This is a genomic window from Pseudomonas sp. IT-P12 (assembly GCF_949767465.1).
Classification (GTDB): domain Bacteria; phylum Pseudomonadota; class Gammaproteobacteria; order Pseudomonadales; family Pseudomonadaceae; genus Aquipseudomonas.
The window spans coordinates 219,526-241,347 of the sequence record NZ_CATKPY010000023.1 but is presented as its reverse complement, the minus strand read 5'-3'; the positions used below and the strand labels follow the sequence as shown (position 1 = coordinate 241,347).

20 protein-coding genes and 1 pseudogene are annotated in these 21,822 nt (G+C 62.6%); 8 read left to right on the top strand and 13 right to left on the bottom strand.

The window, feature by feature from the left end; translation table 11 throughout:
• Positions 1–71 precede the first annotated feature (71 nt).
• The 8 genes and pseudogenes from hisI to ACM6IM_RS19340 all read left to right on the top strand — a co-directional run bounded on the left by hisI (position 72) and on the right by ACM6IM_RS19340 (position 5,034).
• Positions 72–473 (top strand): phosphoribosyl-AMP cyclohydrolase, encoded by a 402-nt coding sequence (hisI, locus tag ACM6IM_RS19375; protein WP_192307580.1) that lies wholly within the window; start codon positions 72–74, stop codon positions 471–473.
• The gene (locus ACM6IM_RS19370) at positions 466–798 is read left to right on the top strand and encodes a phosphoribosyl-ATP diphosphatase (protein ID WP_371051741.1); all 333 of its coding nucleotides are present in this window, start codon (positions 466–468) and stop codon (positions 796–798) included. Before hisI ends, ACM6IM_RS19370 begins: the two co-directional genes overlap by 8 nt.
• A 25-nt stretch (positions 799–823) precedes the next feature.
• Positions 824–1,102: a twin-arginine translocase TatA/TatE family subunit gene (locus ACM6IM_RS19365; RefSeq protein ID WP_192307578.1), complete on the top strand. Its 279-nt coding sequence runs from the start codon at positions 824–826 to the stop codon at positions 1,100–1,102.
• A gap of 10 nt (positions 1,103–1,112) precedes the next feature.
• A complete protein-coding gene (gene tatB / locus ACM6IM_RS19360) occupies positions 1,113–1,541 on the top strand; it encodes a Sec-independent protein translocase protein TatB (RefSeq protein WP_414866035.1) in 429 nt (142 codons plus the stop codon).
• On the top strand, positions 1,538–2,332 hold the full coding sequence (gene tatC / locus ACM6IM_RS19355) for a twin-arginine translocase subunit TatC (RefSeq protein ID WP_192307576.1): 795 nt from the start codon (positions 1,538–1,540) through the stop codon (positions 2,330–2,332). The genes tatB and tatC overlap by 4 nt, the downstream gene beginning before the upstream one ends.
• Positions 2,329–3,036, top strand: a complete 708-nt coding sequence (locus ACM6IM_RS19350) for a 16S rRNA (uracil(1498)-N(3))-methyltransferase (protein ID WP_414866034.1) — start codon at positions 2,329–2,331, stop codon at positions 3,034–3,036. The genes tatC and ACM6IM_RS19350 overlap by 4 nt, the downstream gene beginning before the upstream one ends.
• 57 nt (positions 3,037–3,093) lie before the next feature.
• Positions 3,094–4,176: pseudogene (locus tag ACM6IM_RS19345) on the top strand (methyl-accepting chemotaxis protein); the annotation flags it as partial.
• Complete coding sequence (locus ACM6IM_RS19340; protein WP_414866186.1) at positions 4,162–5,034, top strand: methyl-accepting chemotaxis protein; 873 nt, start codon at positions 4,162–4,164, stop codon at positions 5,032–5,034. The pseudogene ACM6IM_RS19345 and the gene ACM6IM_RS19340, both read left to right, overlap by 15 nt.
• A 140-nt stretch (positions 5,035–5,174) precedes the next feature.
• Here ACM6IM_RS19340 and ACM6IM_RS19335 read toward each other — a convergent pair whose 3' ends face one another.
• The 13 genes from ACM6IM_RS19335 to hutH (ACM6IM_RS19275) form a co-directional block, all read right to left on the bottom strand.
• Positions 5,175–5,909, bottom strand: coding sequence for an amino acid ABC transporter ATP-binding protein (locus ACM6IM_RS19335; protein WP_192307573.1), 735 nt, complete (start codon positions 5,907–5,909; stop codon positions 5,175–5,177).
• On the bottom strand, positions 5,902–6,861 hold the full coding sequence (locus ACM6IM_RS19330) for an amino acid ABC transporter permease (protein WP_414866033.1): 960 nt from the start codon (positions 6,859–6,861) through the stop codon (positions 5,902–5,904). Before ACM6IM_RS19330 ends, ACM6IM_RS19335 begins: the two co-directional genes overlap by 8 nt.
• 130 nt (positions 6,862–6,991) lie before the next feature.
• Positions 6,992–7,789: a transporter substrate-binding domain-containing protein gene (locus tag ACM6IM_RS19325; protein WP_192307571.1), complete on the bottom strand. Its 798-nt coding sequence runs from the start codon at positions 7,787–7,789 to the stop codon at positions 6,992–6,994.
• Between the two features lie 198 nt (positions 7,790–7,987).
• Positions 7,988–10,558 carry a glucans biosynthesis glucosyltransferase MdoH gene (gene mdoH / locus ACM6IM_RS19320; RefSeq protein WP_192307570.1) on the bottom strand — a complete coding sequence of 857 codons (2,571 nt, stop codon included), beginning with the start codon at positions 10,556–10,558 and terminating at the stop codon, positions 7,988–7,990.
• Positions 10,551–12,377, bottom strand: coding sequence for a glucan biosynthesis protein G (locus tag ACM6IM_RS19315; protein ID WP_414866032.1), 1,827 nt, complete (start codon positions 12,375–12,377; stop codon positions 10,551–10,553). The genes mdoH and ACM6IM_RS19315 overlap by 8 nt, the downstream gene beginning before the upstream one ends.
• A 276-nt stretch (positions 12,378–12,653) precedes the next feature.
• The gene (gene dtd / locus ACM6IM_RS19310; RefSeq protein ID WP_192307569.1) at positions 12,654–13,091 is read right to left on the bottom strand and encodes a D-aminoacyl-tRNA deacylase; all 438 of its coding nucleotides are present in this window, start codon (positions 13,089–13,091) and stop codon (positions 12,654–12,656) included.
• The gene (gene pip / locus ACM6IM_RS19305) at positions 13,088–14,059 is read right to left on the bottom strand and encodes a prolyl aminopeptidase (protein WP_192307568.1); all 972 of its coding nucleotides are present in this window, start codon (positions 14,057–14,059) and stop codon (positions 13,088–13,090) included. Before pip ends, dtd begins: the two co-directional genes overlap by 4 nt.
• A gap of 104 nt (positions 14,060–14,163) precedes the next feature.
• Positions 14,164–15,090 carry an alpha/beta hydrolase gene (locus tag ACM6IM_RS19300; protein WP_414866031.1) on the bottom strand — a complete coding sequence of 309 codons (927 nt, stop codon included), beginning with the start codon at positions 15,088–15,090 and terminating at the stop codon, positions 14,164–14,166.
• A 140-nt stretch (positions 15,091–15,230) separates the two neighbouring features.
• Positions 15,231–16,187, bottom strand: a complete 957-nt coding sequence (locus ACM6IM_RS19295; RefSeq protein ID WP_192307566.1) for a choline ABC transporter substrate-binding protein — start codon at positions 16,185–16,187, stop codon at positions 15,231–15,233.
• Between the two features lie 270 nt (positions 16,188–16,457).
• Positions 16,458–17,261, bottom strand: a complete 804-nt coding sequence (hutG, locus tag ACM6IM_RS19290; RefSeq protein ID WP_414866030.1) for an N-formylglutamate deformylase — start codon at positions 17,259–17,261, stop codon at positions 16,458–16,460.
• Positions 17,262–17,271: 10 nt separating this feature from the next.
• Positions 17,272–18,477: an imidazolonepropionase gene (gene hutI / locus ACM6IM_RS19285; protein WP_414866029.1), complete on the bottom strand. Its 1,206-nt coding sequence runs from the start codon at positions 18,475–18,477 to the stop codon at positions 17,272–17,274.
• Between the two features lie 114 nt (positions 18,478–18,591).
• A complete protein-coding gene (hutH, locus tag ACM6IM_RS19280) occupies positions 18,592–20,124 on the bottom strand; it encodes a histidine ammonia-lyase (protein WP_414866028.1) in 1,533 nt (510 codons plus the stop codon).
• A 117-nt stretch (positions 20,125–20,241) separates the two neighbouring features.
• Positions 20,242–21,765, bottom strand: a complete 1,524-nt coding sequence (hutH, locus tag ACM6IM_RS19275; protein WP_414866027.1) for a histidine ammonia-lyase — start codon at positions 21,763–21,765, stop codon at positions 20,242–20,244.
• Between the last annotated feature and the right edge of the window lie 57 nt (positions 21,766–21,822).

Sequence of the window (21,822 nt, the reverse complement as noted above, 5' to 3'; positions counted from 1 at the left end):
GCACACTGTTTCAACGCTGAATGTCACACAGGCCTCTATTTCATGAAGTGTGGCCTGCCTCGGAGTCGAAGATGAGTAACTGGCTGGACGAGATCAAATGGGACGCCGATGGCCTGGTACCGGCCATTGCCCAGGATCACAAGACCGGGCGCGTCCTGATGATGGCCTGGATGAACCGTGAAGCGCTGGAACTGACCGCTGCCGAGAACCGCGCCATCTACTGGTCGCGCTCGCGTGGCAAGCTGTGGCGCAAGGGCGAAGAGTCAGGGCATGTGCAGACCCTGCATGAGATGCGCCTGGACTGTGACGCCGATGTCATCATCCTGATGGTCGAGCAGATCGGCGATATCGCCTGCCATACCGGCCGCCAGAGCTGCTTCTACCGCGTCTTCGAAAACGGCGACTGGAAAACCGTCGACCCGGTCTTGAAAGACCCGCACGCCATTTACAGCGCAGGACACAAACATGAGTGACACCCTGACCCGCCTCGCTCAGGTGCTGGAGGAGCGCAAAGGCGCCGCCGCCGACAGCTCGTATGTCGCCAGCCTGTACCACAAGGGCTTGAACAAGATTCTGGAAAAGGTCGGCGAAGAGTCGGTCGAAACCATCCTTGCCGCCAAGGATGCCGCCATCAGCGGCGACTGCAGCGATGTGATCTACGAAACCGCCGACCTGTGGTTCCACAGCCTGGTCATGCTCGCCCAACTGGGGCAGCATCCGCAGGCCGTACTCGATGAACTGGACCGTCGTTTCGGTCTGTCCGGACACGCCGAGAAAGCCTCGCGCCCGTCCGCCTGAACAACCTTTTGAGAGGAGCAGCAACATGGGCATTTTTGACTGGAAACACTGGATCGTCATCCTCGTTGTCGTGGTGCTGGTGTTCGGCACCAAGAAGTTGAAAAACCTCGGTACCGATGTCGGCGAATCGATCAAGGGCTTCCGCAAGGCCATGAACGACGACGAGAAACCGGCCGATCCGACTGTCACTCCGGCCCAACCGGTGCCGCCGGCCCAGCCACAGCCCACCCAGGCCGTGAACCAGCCGCACACCATCGACGTGCAGGCGCAAAAAGTCGAAGAGCCGATCCGCAAAGACGTGTGAGCACTGACTAATGTTTGGTATCAGCTTCTCTGAACTGCTGCTCGTCGGCCTCGTTGCCCTGCTGGTGCTGGGCCCCGAGCGCCTGCCGGGTGCCGCGCGCACCGCCGGCCTGTGGGTCGGTCGCCTGAAGCGCAGCTTCAACGCGATCAAACAGGAAGTTGAACGTGAAATCGGTGCCGACGAGATTCGTCGGCAACTGCACAACGAGCACATTCTGTCGCTGGAACAGGAGGCGCGTAAGATTTTCACGCCGACCCAGCAGGAGCCGACACCGGTCCAGCCAGAAGTCACGCCGACAGTGACTGCACCTGCGGTTGAAGCAGCGCCTGTCGAACCGACGCCTGCTGTTGCAGCCGCACCGGTTGAACCCGTCGTACCGGCGGCTGCGCCTGTTGCGCCGGCCCCTCAAGACCCTACATTGCCGCCGCGAGCCTCATGAGCGACCTTCCTGAAAACGACCAGCACATGCCGCTGGTTTCGCACCTCACCGAGCTGCGTACCCGTCTGCTGCGCTGTGTAGCGGCGATCTTCATCATCTTCGCCGGGTTGTTTGCCTTTACCCAGCAGATCTACACCTTCGTCTCCACGCCGTTGCGCCAGTACCTGCCAACGGGGGCGACGATGATTGCCACCGACGTGTCGTCGCCGTTCCTGACGCCGCTGAAGCTGACCATGATGGTCTCGCTGTTCCTGGCGATCCCGGTGATCCTGCACCAGATCTGGGGCTTCATCGCGCCCGGTCTGTACAAGCATGAGAAACGCATCGCGGTGCCCTTGCTGGTGTCGAGCATCCTGTTGTTCTATGCCGGCATGGCGTTCGCCTATTTCCTGGTGTTCCCGCTGATCTTCAAGTTCTTCGCCGCTGCCACCCCGGCCGGCGTGGAAATGATGACCGACATCACCAGCTACCTCGATTTCGTCATGACCCTGTTCTTCGCCTTCGGCGTGGCGTTCGAAATCCCGGTGGCCGTGGTGCTGCTGGTGTGGATTGGCGTGGTCGACGTCAAGTACCTGAAGAAAATCCGCCCGTACGTGATCATCGGCTGCTTCGTGGTCGGCATGATCCTGACACCGCCGGACATCTTCTCGCAGACTCTGCTTGCGGTGCCGATGTGGCTGCTGTTCGAGATCGGCATCCTCTTCGGCGGCTTGATCAGCAAGCGCGGCGATCATCCGGACGACCAGCCGGTCGACGATCACAACGACCAGCCGCCAGCGACCCAGGCGTGAACCTGCTGCTGCTCGAAGACGCCGACTTCATTGCGGCCGACCGGGTGGTCCTGCGTGATCGCCGGTTGACGCACATGCAGGAGGTCCACCGCTGTGAAGTGGGTGACAGCCTGCGGGTCGGACGGGTCGGCGGCCTGATGGGGTCGGCCAGCGTCCTGCGCCTGGACGCCGATGAAACCGAATTGCACGTCACCCTCGATCAGGCGCCGCCGGCCAAGCTGCCGCTGACCCTGGTACTGGCCCTGCCACGCCCCAAGATGCTGCGCAGGGTGTTTCAGACCGTGGCGGCCATGGGTGTACCACGAATCGTGCTGGTGAACAGCTACCGCGTCGAGAAGAGCTTCTGGCAGACGCCATTCCTCGAACCCGAGGCCATTCGCGAGCAGTTGATCCTCGGCCTTGAACAGGCCCGGGACAGTGTCTTGCCGGAGGTGGTCATCGAAAAGCGCTTCAAGCCGTTCGTCGAAGATCGCCTGCCGGCAATTGCCCAGGGCACCCTCGGCCTGGTCGGCCATCCGGGCAACTACCCGCCCTGCCCTCGTGGCCTCGACGAGCCGGTCACACTGGCCATCGGTCCGGAGGGCGGCTGGATTCCCTACGAGATCGACCTGTTGGCCAAATCCGGCCTGCAACCGGTGCAACTGGGCGAGCGTATCCTGCGGGTCGAAACCGCCGTGACTGCACTGCTTTCGCGGCTGTTCTAAAGAACGCACGCCCCTACAGAAACTTTTCCGCCCGCCGATACAACTCCCATAAAACCAATGAGTGGTTCAGGGAGTTGCAGCATGTACCGATGGCTAGCCGAAAGACTGGGAAACGTTAGCGTCAATCGAAAACTGAGTGCCGGTTTCGGTCTGGTGTTGCTGCTGACGTCGCTGATTACCTTCACCGGCTGGACCGGCCTGAAGGACGTGATCAGCCGTGGCGACAAACTCGGGTTCATTGCCAGCCTCAACGACCTGACCAAGGATTTGCGCATCGCCCGCCTGGACTACGAAATGCGCCGCGGCGAACAGGGTACGGGCACCGTCAACGACCTGCTCGGTAAACTCGACACCGGCTTGAAAACAGCACGCACGCTGATCGAACAGCCGGACGATGCGGCCAGGGTGGACCAGCAACTGGCCGCCGTCGGCGAGTACAAGCAAGCCTTCGCCGCCATGGCCCAGGCGGGCGCCAACCGTGAAGATGCGCGCAGCAAGCTCGGCGCTTCCGCCGACAATGCCGTGGCCCGGGTGGCTGAAGTCGAGAAATCCCTGCTGCAAGGCGACAGCGTCACCGATTTCAACCATATCGTCGAGGCCGGCAAGCTGCTGCAACAAGCCCGCTACCAGGTGCGCGGCTACACCTACAGCGGCAAGGCCGACGCCGAGCAACCGGCGCTGGATGCGATTGCCAACGTCCTGACTTACCTCGACAGCCTGCCCTCGAAACTGCCCCCGCAGTACACGGCCAATCTGCAACAGGCCAGCGAATCGTTCAAAACCTATCGCGCGGCGGTCAGCCAGTTCCGCGACTCACAGGTCGCCACGGCGGCCGCGCTGGTGCGCATGAAGGCGCAAGGCGACATCCTGATCGACCTCAGCCAGAAGCTCACCGCTTCGCAAACCATCGTGCGCGATACCGATGCGGCACACGCCAGGAACCTGTTGTTCCTGGCCACTGCCCTGGCGCTGGCCTTCGGCCTGTTCGCAGCCTGGGCCATCACCCGCCAGATCGTCATTCCCCTGAGTCAGACCCTGAAGGTGGCTGAACGCATCGCCGCCGGCGACCTGAGCCAGGACCTGGTTTCGCAGCGTCAGGACGAACTCGGCCAGCTCCAGCGCGCCATGCAGAACATGACCTTGGGCCTGCGCGAGTTGATCGGTGGCATCCGCGACGGCGTCACGCAAATCGCCAGCGCCGCCGAAGAACTGTCCGCCGTGACCGAGCAGACCAGCGCCGGGGTCAACAGCCAGAAAGTCGAGACCGATCAGGTGGCGACCGCCATGAACGAAATGACCGCCACGGTGCAGGAAGTGGCGCGTAATGCCGAGGAGGCCTCGGAAGCGGCGGTCGCCGCCGACCAGCAGGCCCGCGAGGGAGACAAGGTCGTCGCTGAAGCCATCGCCCAGATTGAGCGCCTGGCCCTGGAAGTGGGCAATTCCACCGAGGCCATGGGCGATCTCAAGCGCGAAAGCGACAAGATCGGAAGTGTCCTCGACGTGATCAAGTCCGTGGCTCAGCAAACCAACCTGCTGGCGCTCAACGCTGCCATTGAAGCCGCCCGTGCCGGCGAGGCCGGGCGCGGTTTTGCGGTGGTCGCCGACGAAGTCCGCAGCCTCGCCCAGCGCACCCAGAAGTCCACCGAGGAAATCGAAGAGTTGATCGTCGGCCTGCAAAACGGCACCCAGCAGGTCGCGACCATCATGGACAACAGTCGCAGCCTGACCGACAGCAGCGTCGAACTGACGCGCCGCGCCGGCGGCTCGCTGGAAAGCATCACCCGCACCGTGTCGGCCATCCAGTCGATGAACCAGCAGATCGCAGCGGCGGCCGAGCAACAGAGCGCCGTGGCCGAGGAGATCAACCGCAGCGTGCTGAACGTGCGCGATGTGTCCGAGCAGACCTCGGCAGCCAGTGAGGAAACCGCGGCTTCCAGTGTCGAGCTGGCGCGGCTGGGGACCCATTTGCAGACGCTGGTGGGGCGGTTCAAGGTCTGAGGTAATTCAGCTGCTTCGGTTCGCTTGAAATCGAGGTGATGCCATCGCGGGCAAGCCCGCTCCCACAGTGGGCATTGGTGGTCACAATATCTGTGTACGCTGCCAATCCCTGTGGGAGCGGGCTTGCTCGCGATGGCGGCCTAAAGGACCTGACGCAGAAAAGCCTGGGCCCGCGGGTCCTTCGGTGCGTCGAAGAACTCCGCTGGGGAGGCGTCTTCCAGCAGTTTGCCGTGATCGAAGAACAGCACCCGATCCGCCACCTCACGCGCAAACCCCATCTCGTGGGTCACGCAGACCATGGTCATGCCTTCCACGGCCAGGTTCTTCATGACGTCGAGTACTTCGCCGACCATTTCCGGGTCCAGCGCCGAGGTCGGTTCGTCGAACAACATGACCTTGGGCTCCATCGCCAGCGCCCGGGCAATCGCCACGCGCTGCTGCTGACCACCGGACAGGCGTGACGGAAACTCGTTGGCCTTCTGCGCGATGCCGACCTTTTCCAGCAACGCCATCGCCTTGGCTTCACGCTCTTTCTTGCCACGCTTGCGCACGACCTTCTGGGCCAGGCACAGGTTCTCCAGCACGGTCATGTGCGGGAACAGGTTGAAGTGCTGGAACACCATGCCGACTTCGCGGCGATAGGCATTGACGTCGGTTTTCGGATCGGCCAGTTGCAGGCCGTCGATGCTCACCGAACCCGAGTCGAATGCCTCCAGGCCATTGAGGCAGCGCAGGAAGGTCGACTTGCCGGACCCGGACGGGCCGATGACGACGAGCACCTCGCCCTTCGCCACACGGGTCGAGACGTTATCGACCGCGCGAACCACCTGGCCGCGGGTGTCGAAGACTTTTACCAGATCGCGGACTTCAATCACTTTGCGCGAGCCTCCGCTCAAGCCGGCCGGCGATTTTCGACAGCGGCAGGTTGATCAACAAATACAGGCCGGCCACACAGAACAGGATTTCAAACGGCGAAAACGAGGTGGTGATGACTTCGCGGCCGCTTTTCAGCAGTTCGGTAATGGCGATCACCGACACCAGGGACGTGTCCTTGACCAGGCTGATGAATTGCCCGGCCAGCGGCGGCAGCACGCGCTTGAACGCCTGCGGCAGCACCACGTGGCGCATCGACTGGCCCGCGCTCAAACCCAGGGAGCGTGCGGCCTCGTTCTGGCCCCGGGCAATCGACTGCACGCCGGAGCGGATGATCTCCGCGACATACGCTCCGGTGAATAACGACAGCGCCGCGATACCGGCGAATTCCCGGGACAGGTTCATCACAGTGCCGATGAAGAAATAGAAAATGAAAATCTGCACCAGCAGCGGCGTACCGCGTACCAGTTCGATGTAGATCGTCGACAGGTCGCGCAGGGTCGGGTTGTTCGACAGGCGACACAGGCCGGTGGCCAGGCCGATCAACAAACCCAGCACACCTGAAACCACCGACAGCCACAAGGTGGTCCAAAGCCCCCACAACAGCGGTCCGGCCGCCCAATGGCGGGTCACGCCGATCACATCGCCTTCAGCCACGTCGTCGCCCTGGGCGACTTGCAGGCTGTTGTCGTCGACGGTTACGCGCTGTTCGTCACCGGCGTCGTTGCGCAGGGTCACTTCAGCCTTGTCGCCGTTGCGCACCAGTTCGCTGACGGTGGAGATGTCGGCGGCACGCTGCGACTCTTCGGCGTGGTAGGCAAAGTACTGCGGCACGCGGTTCCAGCGCCATTCGTAGGACATCAGCGAGGTGGCGTAATACATCGCGGCGGCGAGGCCGATGAGCACCAGCCCGGTCAGCAGGTGCCAGGGCCATTGGGCTTTTTTCTGTTTCATTGCCAGTTCCGAAATTTGCATTGCTTACAAGGCCGTCTTCGCGAGCAGGCTCGCTCCCACAGAAATACGCGGTCTGAATGTGGGAGCGAGCCTGCTCGCGAATGAGGCGACGCGGTCTGTCTGACCGGTCTTATTCCATGTCCTTCAGCCAGGCGGTGTCTTTAAACCACTTGTCATGGATGCGGTCGTAGGTGCCGTCATTGTGGATCTGGTGCAGGAAGTTGTTGATGAAGTTGATGCTGTCGTAGTCACCCTTCTTCAGACCGAAAGCCAGCGGCTCATAGGTGAACGGCTTGTCGAGGAACACCAGCTTGCCGTTGCCGACCTTGGCCAGCGCCACGACGTTGTACGGCGCGTCATAGATAAAGGCATCGGCCTTGCCGTTGACCACGTCGAGCACCGCTTCCTGCTCGTTGTCGTAGCCGTGGTACTTGGCTTTGGAAATCAGTTTTTTGGCGACCATCTCGCCGGTGGTGCCGAGCTTGGAGGTGATGCGGTAATCGGCGGTGTTCAGGTCTTTGTAGGACTTGATGGTGCCTTCCAGCTCCTTGCGGATCAGCAGGGTCTGGCCAACCACGATGAACGGTTCGCTGAAGTTCAGGCGCAGGTTGCGTTCCTGGGTCAGGGTCATGCCGCTGCCGATCATGTCGAACTTGTCGGTGAGCAGGGCCGGGATGATGCCGTCGTAACCAGTGGACACCAGCTCGAGCTTGACGCCCATGGCCTTGGTCATGGCTTTGAGGATATCGACTTCGAAACCGATGATCTCGCCGCGCTTGTTGGTCATTTCGAACGGCATGTAGGTCGGGTCCATGCCGACTTTGAGCGTGCCACGCTTGACCGCGTCATCGATGGCGCCGGCCTGTGCCGAGCCGACTGCAACCCATGCCGTGACGCCGACCAACAGCATCGAGAGGTACTTCTTCATCATCATGTCCCCAAACCCATTGCGTTATGAGGCGCGCAATCGCCGGCTTTCCAACGGGAAAACCCTGCGATACGGACAAAAAATGCCCAGGCGCACCAATTCGGGGACGGATGCTAACGCACTCGCTCGTTTGCACAAGGGTTCAGGCGGGATTTATTGCTGCAGGAGCGAGATCGCTCGCTCCTGCAGGGGGAGGCATCAGGCCAACTGCGGCTGCGCACTCAACGGCTTGAGCGGCAGGAGCGGCGCGTGGGGATCGGCTTTCACCGATTGGCGCCAGGCCTGCAGCCATGCCGGGTGAGCTTCGGTCCAGACCTGCTCGTGCAAGCGGGCCAGTGCCACCGGGTCGCTGAGCAGTTGCACACGCTCATTGTTGGTCAGGCCCTCGGGCCCGACTTTCAATGCGTGGCGGACCCGTTCGATGCGCAGCCACTCGATCGGCTCGGCTTCGCGGTGCCGCGAAGTCGCCAGCGAGCACGCCAGGGCGTTCTGCTGTGGATCGACCACCGAGCGAATGAAGCCGTCTTTCAGCGCGTGGTAACGGTTTTCATGGGTGTACTGGTCAGTGGCCAGCAACGCCTGTGGCGGATTGTATTCCTCAGGGATCAGGAACAGGCTTTCGTCACGGGACTTCAAACCCAGGCCCACACGGCTGGAGATCACCGACACCGGGATCGACAGCATCAGCGAACCGACAATCGGCACCAGCCACCACAGGAAGCTCGGGTTCAGCCAGATCACCAGCAAGGCCCACAGGAAGCCCAGTACGGTTTGCGGACCGTGGCGCTTGACCGCTTCGCTCCATGGTGTGGAGTCGTCGTCACGTTGCGGCGAGTTCCAGGTCGCGGCCCAGCCGAGGAACGCGGCGAGGACGAAGCGGGTGTGGAAAATCATCCGCACCGGCGCCAGCAGCATGGAGAACAGCATCTCCAGCAGCATCGACAGGGTCACCTTGAACTTGCCGCCGAACTCTTTCGCGCCCTTGGCCCAGATCAGGATGATGCTCAACAACTTCGGCAGGAACAGCAGCACGATGGTGGTCGAGAACAGCGCGATCGCCTTGTCCGGGTGCCATTGCGGCCACAGCGGATACAGTTGGCGCGGTTCCAGGAAGTACTGCGGCTCCATCAACGTGTTGACCGCCAGCAGCGCCGTCGACAGCACCAGGAAGAAGAACCACAACGGCGCCGACAGGTAGGACATCACCCCCGTCAGGAACACCGCACGGTGAACCGGGTGCATGCCCTTGACCAGGAACAGGCGGAAGTTCATCAGGTTACCGTGGCACCAGCGACGGTCACGCTTGAGTTCGTCCAGCAGGTTCGGCGGCAGTTCTTCGTAGCTGCCCGGCAAGTCGTAGGCAATCCATACGCCCCAGCCGGCGCGGCGCATCAGCGCTGCTTCGACGAAGTCGTGGGACAGGATCGCACCGGCGAAGGCGCCTTTGCCCGGCAGCGGCGCCAGGGCGCAGTGCTCGATGAACGGCTTCATGCGGATGATCGCGTTGTGGCCCCAATAGTGCGACTCACCCAACTGCCAGAAGTGCAGGCCGGCGGTGAACAGCGGACCGTACACACGGGTGGCGAACTGCTGCATGCGCGCGTACAGGGTGTCCATGCCCGAGGCACGCGGCGCGGTCTGGATGATCCCGGCATCCGGCGTGGCTTCCATCAGGCGCACCAGGCTGGTCAGGCACTCGCCGCTCATGACCGAGTCGGCGTCGAGCACGACCATGTACTTGTAGTCGCCGCCCCAACGACGGCAGAAGTCGTCGAGGTTGCCGCTCTTGCGCTTCACGCGACGGCGGCGACGGCGATAGAAGATCTTGCCGAAGCCCTTGGCTTCGCGGCAGACGTCCAGCCAGGCCTGCTGCTCGGCGACGCAAATGTCGGCGTCGTTGCTGTCGCTGAGGACGAAGAAGTCGAAGCGATCCAGGTCACCGGTGGCCGCGACCGACTCGAATGTCGCCCGCAGACCGGCGAACACCCGCGGCACGTCCTCGTTGCAGATCGGCATGACCAGTGCGGTGCGCGCGTCTTTCGGAATCGGCTCGTTACCTGCACTTTTACCGGAGATACGGTATTTATCGTGCCCGGTCAGCAACTCCAGGAAGCCCATCAACGCAGTCCAGAAACCGGCCGACACCCAGCAGAACAGAATCCCGAACATGATCAGGATGCTGGTTTGCAACGCATACGGCAGCACTTGCGTGGCCGTTTGCATCAACGGTTGGTGCAGGACTTCGTTGAGGTCGACGAACGACCAGCCCTGGTACGGCATGATGCCCTTCATGTACCAGCCGGCCACGATGGTCTGGCCCAGCATCAGCACCAGCAGGATGTAGCGACGGATCGAACCGACCGTGCGCCAGCGCGCGGCCGGCAGGACGTTTTCGTCTTTCGGCGGCTTGGGCGGGTTGGTGCGACCGGTCAGGCGACGCCAGCCACGCACCAGGATGTTGGTGCGCCACGGCTCCGGCACGACCTTGGTCCGGCGAATCGGCGGGGTCGCCTTCAGGCAAACCCGGCCACTGGCGTCCAGGGTCAGCATTTCGGCGTCTTGCAGTTCTTCGGCAGTGCTCAGGATCAGGCGCTTGCCGACCGAAGCCTGGGCGGCGTCGGTCGGTGCATCGAACGTGGAGGACGAAAGACGCTCATGCAGTTCGCTGAAGGACTGGCAGCCCGCGAGTTCCGCGCGCTGCTGGTCGGTCATCGGCAAATGGGCCAGATACTCCGAGAGCGACTCTGGCTGTACTTGGGAATTACTCATCGGCAGGCAACTGGTAGCTCCAGGTCTCGGTCAGGACTTCTTCAGTCGGCGCCGATTCCGGTGTGGCTGGGGCCGCGTCGGCAGCGGCAGGCTGCGTGGCGTCATTGTTGTTCGCCTTGTCCTTGGCATCGGCGGCTGGCTTGGCCTCGGCCTGTTTGGCCTCGGCAGCCTTCGCGTCCTTGTCGGCCTTCTCGGCTTTCTCCGCTTGCTTGGCGGCGACCTTGTCGGCCTTGGCCACGGAAGAGTTGGACGCCGGAATCGACGTCTTGGCCAGATCGGCCGGCACGATGTTCTGCACCAGTGCCGCACGCATCTCGGTGGATTTGCCCGGGTCCTTGACCTTCAGGCGCAGGGTCAGGCGCCAGCCCTTGGTTTCAGGGTTGTAGCGCACGCTGTTCTCGACCAGTTCGGCGTTGTCGCCGACGCTGACCTGGCTGCGCACATCGGCATCAGGTGGCAGTGCCGCCAGAGACGGGCCTTCGAAATCCACCAGGTAGGCAACGCTGCCGTCCGGCTGACGAATCAGGTTCGATTGCTTGACGTCACCGGTGGACTTCAGGGTCTGGCTGACCCAGGCGCTGTCCGGGGAGTGCAGCGCCGCCTCGTCCATGGTCCAGTGCATGCGGTAGCCGAATTCCAGCGCCTTGCCGGGTTCAGTCAGGGTTTCCGGGCTCCAGAAAGCCACGATATTGTCGTTGGTTTCGTCGGCGGTCGGAATCTCGACCAGATCGACGGTGCCCTTGCCCCAGTCGCCCTTCGGCTCGATCCAGGCGCTTGGGCGCTTGTCGTAGCGGTCGTCGAGGTCTTCGTAATGGCTGAAGTCACGGCCACGCTGCAGCAAGCCGAAGCCGCGCGGGTTCTCGACCGAGAAATTGCTCACCGCCAGGTGTTTCGGGTTGTTCAGCGGACGCCAGATCCACTCGCCGTTGCCGGCATGGATCGCCAGACCGCTGGAATCGTGCAACTCACGACGGTAGTTGAGGACTTTGGACGGCTGGTTGGCGCCGAACAGGAACATGCTGGTCAACGGGGCGATGCCCAGTTTGCCGACCCTGTCACGCAGGTACATCTGCGCCTTGACGTCGACAATGGTGTCGCTGCCCGGACGCAGGGTCAGGCGGTAGGCGCCGGTTGCACGTGGCGAATCCAGCAGGGCGAAAATCACCAGGTGCTTGTCGCCCGGCTTGGGCTGTTGAATCCAGAACTCGCGAAAACGCGGGAATTCCTCACCGGACGGCAAGGCGGTATCGATCGCCATGCCACGCGCGGACAGGCCGTAGACGTGGTTCTTGCCCACTACGCGGAAGTAACTCGCGCCGAGCATGGTCATGATTTCGTCTTGCTTGTCGGCCTTGTTGATCGGGTACAGCACCCGGAAACCGGCATAGCCAAGCTTTTCGGTGGCCTTGGGATCGAACTGCAGGTCGCCGAAATCAAACCGGGTCGGGTCGTACTTGATCTCTTCGACGGTGTTGGCCGTGATTTCGTTGATTTTCACCGGCGTGTCGAAATGCATGCCCTGGTGATAGAACGACAGCTTGAACGGGTTCTTCTGATCGGCCCATTCGGCTTTTTCGGTGCGGAAACGAATTTTCTGATAATCCGCGAATTTCATCTCGCGAAATTCAGTCGGCAGGTTACTGCGCGGGGCCTCGTATTTCTGTCCGGCCAGCTCTTTTGCCTTGGCCGACACATCATCCAGACTGAATGCCCAAAGCTGGCCGGCGCTGAGCAGGCAAAGCAGGGCCGAACCCGCTACCAGAGCGCTACGCAACCGTTTGGCAGACAATTTTGGTGCAATAAACGGACTTACAATCACGAGCAACCCTCGCCGAAAACAGATCAATAAACCAACGGCCAGCTATCTATATGCCAGGTTGGCGAGCATTGTTCCGACTCCTATGGGGCTAAATGATTCCCCAACAGGTCCAGGACAAGTCTCTACCTAAGTCAAAATGGACCAACGAACGCCGATCCGCGTAGCGCGCGATTATCTAGCAGGCCGCGTTACAACGCATCAGGTGCAACAAAGTATTTATCGCGAAAAAACCCTGTTTTCAGTCGAAAAGCCTTCAAAAAGAGGTTTCAAGCGCTTTCATGCCTGTAACAGGAAGGTTACCGGGCCATCATTGACCAGGTGCACCTGCATATCGGCGCCGAATCTACCTGATGCCACAGTGCCATGCACCTGTTTCGCTTTCTCCAGCAAATAGTCGAAAAGCTCTTCACCCAGCGCCGGAGGTGCGGCGGTCGAGAAACTCGGACGCAACCCACTCTTGGTGTCGGCGGCCAGGGTGAACTGAGAGACCAGCAACAACCCGCCACCGACGTCCGCCAAGGATAGATTCATCTTGCCCTCACCGTCGCTGAACACCCGATAGTTAAGCAGCTTATGCAGAAGTTTGTCGGCGCTGGCCCGAGTATCCTCGGGTTCCACCGCGACCAGCACCAACAGGCCCTGGTCAACGGAACCGACGACCTCCCCCGCCACTTCGACTCGCGCGCCGCGCACGCGCTGCAGCAAGCCCTTCATGCTTCGTCAGGGGACAGGTCGAGCAAGCGCCGGGCCATCTGGTCGGCGGCGCGAACCAGCGCATCGGTGATGCCCGGTTCGGACGCCACGTGCCCGGCTTCGCGGATGACCTGCAATTCGCTGTTCGGCCAGTTCTCATGCAGTTCCCAGGCGTTGTCCAGCGGACAGATCGCGTCGTAGCGCCCGTGGATGATCACGGCGGGCAAATGGGCGATCTTGCCCATGTTGCGGATCAACTGATTCGGCTCGAGGAACGAATTGTTGGTGAAGTAGTGGCACTCGATGCGGGCGATCGAAAGCGCGCGCTGCGGTTCGGAGAAACGCTCGACGACCAGCGGGTTCGGGCGCAGGGTCGCGATCCGCCCCTCCCAGGTGGACCAGGCCTTGGCCGCGTGCATCTGGGCGATCTGGTCGTTGCCGACCAGGCGCTTGTGGAAAGCGCCGAGCAGGTCGCCGCGTTCCTCCGGCGGGATCGGTGCGATGTAATCCTGCCAGTAGTCGGGAAACAGACGGCTGGCGCCTTCCTGGTACATCCACTTGATGTCTTGCGCGCGGGAGAGAAAAATCCCGCGCAGGATCAGGCCGTGTACACGTTCAGGATGGGTTTGTGCATAGGCCAGCGCCAGGGTCGAACCCCACGAGCCGCCGAACAGCACCCATTTGTCGATCCCCAGGTGCAGGCGAATCCGCTCGAGGTCGGCAACCAGATCCCAGGTGGTGTTGTTTTCCAGGCTGGCGTGGGGGGTGGAACGACCGCAACCGCGCTGGTCGAACGTGACGATGCGGTACAGGTTCGGATCGAAGAAGCAGCGACTCTGCGCATCACACCCCGAGCCTGGGCCGCCGTGGATGAACACCACAGGCAAACCTTCCGGTGAACCGCTTTCGTCGACATACAGGGTGTGGGTTTCATCGACTGCCAGATCGTGCCGGGCGTAGGGTTTGATCTGCGGGTACAAAGTCTGCATTGCGCGCTCCGTAAGGGGTCGAGGTCATCCCTGGGGGGACTTCTATGATTCTGCCGTCCGGCATCATAAACCCGAATTACGTCAATGAGCATGCCCTTGCTGAGTCAGAGTTCTGTCGCCAGTTTTTTAGCGAGATAGCCGAGCAGGGTTTCATGCAACGCGTCCACCTCGGCGACCTGGCCACGCCCGCGCAAACAGCCATGAACCAGTCCCTCGCCGTAGTACAGCGCCACTTCGACGCCTGCGGCCTTGAGTTGCTCGGCATAGCGCACACCGTCATCGCGCAAGGGGTCGAATTGGGCCACGGCGATCAGCGCGGGCGGCAAGCCGCTGAAATCCTCGGCAAGCAGTGGCATTGAATGGGCACAGGGCTGCCGGGCGCCCAGGTACAGGGCGTGGTAATCGTCCACGTCACGGCGGCTGAGCAACGGTGCGTCGCTGCATTCGCTGCGTGACGGCAGGCGATCGTCGCCACCCAGCCCGGGGTAGATCAGCACCTGCGCCGCCGGCAGTGGCTCGCCCGCATCGCGCAAGGCCAGGCACAACGCCGCGGCAAGATTGCCCCCCGCGCTGTCGCCAGCCACCAGCGTGCGTTCGGGGTCGAGGCGAAAGGGCCCGGTCCGCAGTGCCCGCCAGACGCTCAGGCAGTCGTGGAACCCCGCCGGAAACGGGTGCTCCGGCGCCAGGCGATAATCGACGGCGATCACCAGCACGCCGAGCGTCGACGCCAGTTCAGCGCAGATGAAGTCATGGGAATCCAGGTCACCCACCACCCAACCGCCGCCATGCAGGTACACCACGCACGGATCACCGGCCGGCGGCGACGACAGCGGCGGTTGATAGGCGCGAACCCGCACCCCGGCCAACTCGAAGTCGACCACATACAGCCCGGCAGGACGCGCCGGGGTGAACGCCCGGCACATCTCGCGGTAGGCCTGGCGTATGCCGGCAAGGCTGTTGTCGGGGCCGTTGAAGCTGATGGTTTTCTCGACGAACGCCATCATCGACGCAGAAAGCGGATAGGAAGCCATTGACCGGACCCCTCCAGCAAGATGGAACCTTCCCTGTGGGAGCGGGCTTGCTCGCGAAGGCGGTGTGTCAGTTGAACAAAACACTGAATGGCACACCGCTTTCGCGAGCAAGCCCGCTCCCACAAGGGAAGCATTTGACGTCAGTTTTTCAGGCTGGCCTGGACACTGGCCACACCGTCCTTGCCATCAAAACTGCTGACACCCGCCAACCAGCGCTGCAGGTCTTGCGGGTGATCACGCAGCCATTGCCTGGCCACGTCCTGCGGGGTCTTGCGTTCCATGATCGGCACCATCAACTGACTTTCCTGGGACGCGGTGAAGGTCAGGTTTTCCAGCAACCGGTTCACGTTCGGGCAGCGCTCGGCGTAGTCCGGCGAGGTCACGGTGGAGACCGTCGCCGCGCCTTCGTTGGGGCCATAGACATCTTCGCTGCCGGTCAGGTAGGTGATCTTCATGTTGATGTTCATCGGGTGCGGGGTCCAGCCGACGAACACCACGAATTCCTTGCGATTCACCGCCCGCTGGACAGCCGCGAGCATGCCGGCCTCACCGGACTCGATCAGTTTGAAATCCTTCAGGCCAAAGTGATTGGTCTCGATCATGGTCTTGATCGTGGTGTTGGCCCCGCTACCCGGTTCGATCCCGTAGATCTTGCCGCCGAGTTGTTCTTTGAACCGGGCGATATCGGCGAAGGTCTTGAGGCCCGCAGCCGCCACGTATTCCGGGACAGCAAGGGTGGCCTGGGCGTCGGCCAGGCTCGGTTTGTCCATGACCTTGACCTGGTTGGCCGCCAGAAACGGCGCAATGTTCTTGTCCATAGCCGGCTTCCAGTACCCGAGGAAGATGTCGAGGCGTTTATCGCGGATGCCGGCAAAGATGATCTGTTGCACGGCGCTGGTCTGCTTGCTTTCGTAGCCCAGGCCATTGAGCAGCACATCCGCCATGCCGCTGGTGGCGATGACGTCGGTCCAGTTGACCACACCCATGCGCACGGCCTTGCAGGAGGCGTCGTCGCTGGCCAGGGCAGCGGTGCTCAGCAGAGCGGTACCGCAGAGGATGGAGAGACAGCGGGTAAACAGAGCTTTGGTGCTTGTCATGGGGCGTTCTCGTGCGGCAGCGAATTGTTATGGGTTCGGTGTCTTTGTGCACCGTGCGCAGAACATTACGCAGCAGACGAAAGGTAAAAGCGAACTGTAGCGACCGGGATTTGCACGGTGGCGACTGTTTCTCGCAGAACGCCTGGCACAACGCAATCGCGAGCAGGCTCGCTCCCACAGGGCCTGCTTTTGAAACACACATTGTGTAAGCACCAGCCATCGATGTGGGAGCGAGCCTGCCGCGATGAGGCCAGCAGATGGATCAAGGAATCAGGCGTTGTAGTGGTTTTTGCCCCAGGTCAGCAGTTCCTGCAGCAGTTCTTTCAACACCACCTGCGTCGGCGCCGCCAGGTCCGGACGGTAGCGGAACGGTTCGAACTCTTCCATGTAGGTGCACTGGCCCAGCTCCAGTTGCACCGCGTGGATGTTATCCGCCGGATTTCCGTAATGCCGGGTGATGTGGCCGCCCTTGAAACGGCCGTTGAGCACATGGCTGTAATCGGCGTGCCGCGCGCAAACGGCTTCCAGTTGTGTCGCCAACTGCGGATCGCAACTGGCGCCATTGAACGTGCCGAGGTTGAAGTCCGGCAACTTGCCGTCGAACAGGTGCGGAATGATCGAACGGATCGAATGCGCGTCGAACAACAGCGCATAGCCGAATTCGGCCTTGAGCCGTGCCAGTTCCTCCTGCAAGGTGCGGTGATACGGTGTCCACACCTGCTCCAGATAGGTCGCCCGCTCGGCGGCTGTCGGCTCCATGCCCTCACGGAACAAGGGAATGCCGTCGAACAGCGTCGCCGGGTACAACCCCGTGGTCGCGCCGGCATACAACGGTTTGTCGTCGGCGGGCCGGTTCAGGTCGATGACGAACCGCGAGTACTCGGCGGCCAGGGTGCTGGCGCCCAGTTCAGTGGCGAATTCATACAGTTTCGGAATGTGCCAGTCGGTATCGGGCAGGCTTTTCGCGTCGGCGATCAACCCGGCCTCGACCGCCGGGGTCAGGCGCACGCCGGCGTGGGGCATGCTGATCAGCAGCGGCACGCGGCCTTGTTTGAAGTTCAGAACCTTATCCACAACTGCTCTCCTAGACGCTCGTTTCGACGCCGTGACGCACGACGCGTTTTTCCAAGTCACCGCCCAGCCAGTACGACAGGTCGGCAGGACGATCGATTTGCCAGGCGACGAAATCCGCGACCTTGCCGGCCTCCAGCGAACCGTGGGTCTGCGCCATGCCCAGCGCGCTGGCGGCATGAATCGTGGCGCCGGCCAGGGCCTCTTCCGGGGTCATGCGGAAACAGGTGCAGGCCATGTTCAGCATCAGGCGCAGCGACAGCGCCGGCGAAGTGCCGGGGTTGAGGTCGCTGGCGATGGCGATTTTCACCCCGTGTTTGCGCAGCGCGTCCATCGGCGGCAACTGGGTTTCGCGCAGGAAGTAGAACGCGCCGGGCAACAACACGGCGACAGTGCCGGACGCGGCCATGGCGATGGCGTCGTCTTCGGTCATGAATTCCAGGTGGTCGGCGGACAAGGCGTGGTAACGCGCCGCCAGGCTCGAGCCGTGCAGCGACGACAACTGCTCGGCGTGCAGCTTCACCGGCAATCCGAGTTGCCGGGCAGTGAGGAACACTCGCTCCACCTGCGCCGGGGAAAACGCCAGGTACTCGCAGAATGCATCCACCGCATCCACCAACCCTTCGGCGGCCAGGGCCGGAAGCATGTCGGCGCAGATGTGCTCGATGTAATCATCGGCGCGATCCTTGTATTCCGGCGGCAGGGCGTGGGCCGCCAGGCAGGTGGTGCGCACGCTGACCGGCAGTTCGGCGCCGAGGCGACGGGCAACCCGCAGCATCTTGCGCTCGCTGGCCAGGTCGAGGCCGTAACCGGATTTGATTTCGATGCTGGTGACGCCGTCGCGCATCAGGCTTTTCAGGCGCCTGGCGGCACTGGCGAACAGTTCGTCTTCACTGGCCGCCCGCGTGGCGCGTACGGTGCTGGCGATGCCACCCCCGGCAGCGGCGATGTCCGCGTAGCTGACGCCTTGCAGGCGTTGTTCGAATTCGCCACTGCGGTTACCGCCGAACACCGTGTGGGTGTGGCAGTCGATCAGGCCCGGCGTGACCCAGGCCCCCTTCAGATCGTTGACCGTCGGGTATTGGCCCGACGGCAGTTCAGCGCGGGGGCCGATCCACTCTATGTGCGCACCGGACGTCACGATGGCCGCGTCCTCGATGATCGAGTAGACGCCTTGCGCCATGGTTGCGACGTGGCAGTGTTGCCAGAGCGTTTTCATCTCAGAGTCTCCACAGTATTCAAGATCCAATCGCGAGCAGGCTCGCTCCCACCGATAAGCGCATTCCAAGGTGGGAGCGAGCCTGCTCCGGGCGGCGCTCCGACGATGGGGCAATCACAGGCTCGGCAGTAACTGCGCCGTTACCAGCTCGGTCAGGCACCGCGAAGCCAGCAGTTCAGTCGCCGCATTGATGTCCGGCGCGAAGAAGCGGTCCTTCTCGTAGAACGGCACTTCGTTGCGCAGGATGGCGCGCGCCTTTTCCAGCGTCGGCGAGGTCTTCAGGCCGTTGCGCAGGTCCAGGCCCTGGGCTGCCGCCAGCCATTCCACCGCGAGGATGCCACGGGTGTTCTCGGCCATTTCCCACAGGCGCTTGCCGGCTGCCGGAGCCATGGACACGTGGTCTTCCTGGTTGGCCGAGGTCGGCAGGCTGTCCACCGAATGCGGATGGGACAGCGCCTTGTTTTCGCTGGCGAGGGCCGCAGCGGTGACCTGGGCGATCATGAAACCGGAGTTCACGCCACCATTGGCCACCAGGAACGGCGGCAGTTGCGACATGTGCTTGTCCATCATCAAGGAGATGCGCCGCTCACTCAGCGAGCCGATTTCAGCGATGGCCAACGCCATGTTGTCGGCGGCCATGGCCACCGGCTCGGCGTGGAAGTTACCACCGGAGATCACGTCACCCTCGGCAGCGAACACCAACGGGTTGTCGGAGACGGCGTTGGCTTCGATCGCGAGCACCTCGGCAGCCTGCCGGAACTGGGTCAGGCAGGCACCCATGACCTGTGGCTGGCAACGCAGGGAGTACGGATCCTGGACCTTTTCGCAGTTCTCGTGGGAGTCGGAGACTTCACTGCGCTCGCCGAGCAGATCACGGTAAGCGGCGGCGGCGTCGATCTGGCCTTTCTGGCCACGGGCGGCATGGATCCGCGCATCGAAGGGCGAACGCGAGCCGAGGACCGCTTCGACGGTCAGCGCGCCCAACGCCAGGGCACCGGCGAACAGGTCTTCGCCTTCGAACAGGCCGCGCAATGCGTAGGCGGTGGACACCTGGGTGCCGTTGAGCAACGCCAGGCCCTCTTTCGCCGCCAGGGTCAGCGGGGCCAGGCCGGCGACTTTCAGTGCTTCGGTCGCGGGCAACCATTCGCCCTTGTAGCGCGCCTTGCCCTCACCCAGCAGCACCAGCGACATGTGCGCCAATGGCGCGAGGTCGCCGGAGGCACCGACCGAACCTTTCAACGGGATATGCGGGTACACCTCGGCGTTGATCATCGCGATGAGCGCGTCGATCACGACCCGGCGAATACCGGAGAAACCACGGCTCAGGCTGTTGACCTTGAGCACCATGATCAGGCGCACCAAGGCGTCGCTGATCGGCTCACCGACACCGGCAGCGTGGGACAGCACCAGCGAACGCTGAAGGTTTTCCAGGTCTTCGCTGGCGATGCGGGTCGAAGCCAGCAGGCCGAAACCGGTGTTGATGCCGTAGGCGGTGCGGTTCTCGGCGAGGATCTGCTCCACGCAGGCGACGCTGGCTTCGATCTGCCCCGAGGCGCTGCTGTCGAGGGTCAGCGTGACCGGGCGCTGATAGACGTCGCGCAGTTGGGCCAGGCTCAGCTGGCCGGGAATCAGGTTCAGTGCAGTCATTAAAATGCTCCTTTTGGGACATTGTTATTAACTACCAGTCGCTCCGGAGCATTCCGTTATCCGTCGCTTCTCGCCTTTTGAGCGATCCACGCCTTGGCACGCTGGTATGGGTAGTGGTCAGTGCAAATTCGGTAAGGCGTCGTGCAGCAGCTTCGAATCTTTCAGGACGCTCGCGGCGGCGGCGATGTCCGGCGCCAGCCAGCGGTCCTGATCGTAGGCCGGGACGCGCTCGCGCAGCAGACGCCAGGCCGCATCGGTGCCGGTGCCAAAGCGCTGCGCCTTGAAAAATTCAAAGGCCTGGGCGGCCAGCAGGTATTCGATCGCGAGGATCTGCGTGCAGTTTTCCAGGGCCCGATGCAGCTTCAGCGCGGCGTTGGTGCCCATGCTCAGGTGGTCTTCCTGCAGGCCGGAAGTGACGTAGTTGTCGAGCACGGCCGGTTGCGCCAATTGACGATTTTCCGCACACAGCGAAGCGGCGACGTATTGCACGATCATCATCCCGGAATTCACCCCCGGGTTGGCCACCAGGAACGCCGGCAGGCCGCTGACGTGCGGGTTGATCAGGCGGTCGAGACGTCGCTCGGCGATCGAGCCGATCTCCGCCATGGCGATGGCCAGCAGATCAGCGGCCATGGCCACCGACTGACCGTGCGGGTTGGCCTGGGACATGATCCGGAAATTGTCCGGGGTACCCAGCAGCAAGGGGTTGTCGGTGCAGCCGTTGAGTTCGGTTTCGATCTGTAGAATCGCGTGCGTCAGCTGATCCCGCGCCGCGCCATGGACCTGCGGGATCGAACGGATGCTCAGCGCGTCCTGGGTGCGGATGCCTTTGCTCGATGCGATCACTTCGCTGCCGTCCAGCAGCGCCCGCAGATTGAGACCCACCTGCTGCATGCCGGGATGCGGCTTGAGCGCGATGATCTCGGCATCGAACGCCGCGATCTGGCCGCGCTGGGCCTCGAAGCTCATGGCGCCGATCACATCGGCCCATTGCAGCAGGCGCGTGGCGTCGGCAATGGCCAGGCAGCTGAGGCCGGTCATGCACGGCGTGCCGTTGACCAGGCACAGGCCGTCCTTGGCGCCCAGTCGAACCGGCTGCAGCCCCTCTTCGGACAGCGCCTGCTGTGCCGAAACGATCTGTCCGCGATAGCTGACATTGCCGACGCCCAACAGCGCGATGCCGATGTGCGCCATGTGGGTCAGGTAACCCACCGAGCCCTGGGACGGCACTTGCGGCGTGATGCCACGGTTGAGCAAGGCCAGCAGCGCTTCGACCACCTGGCGGTGAATGCCGGATTTACCCTGGCTGTAATTGCGAATGGCGGCGCACATGATGGCGCGGGTCTGTTCATCGGCCAGCGGGGCGCCGACGCCACAGGCATGGCTGAGCAAGGTATTGCGTGACAGCTGGCTGAGTTGTTCATCAGCCAGCGACACATTGCACAGCGCGCCCAGGCCAGTGTTAACGCCATAGGCCCGTTCGCCGCTGGCGACGATGCGCTGGACGATCGCCTGGGCATTCTCGATGCGCGCCCAGGCCTTGACCGACAGTTCAAGCGGCGCGCCGTGACGGGCGACCGCAACCACATCCTGCCAACGCAATGGAGCGTCGGCGATTACGATTTTTTCAGCCTGGGACATCTTTTACCTCTAGCCAATATTGATGCAGCTTCACTGGCCCCATCGCGAGCAGGCTCG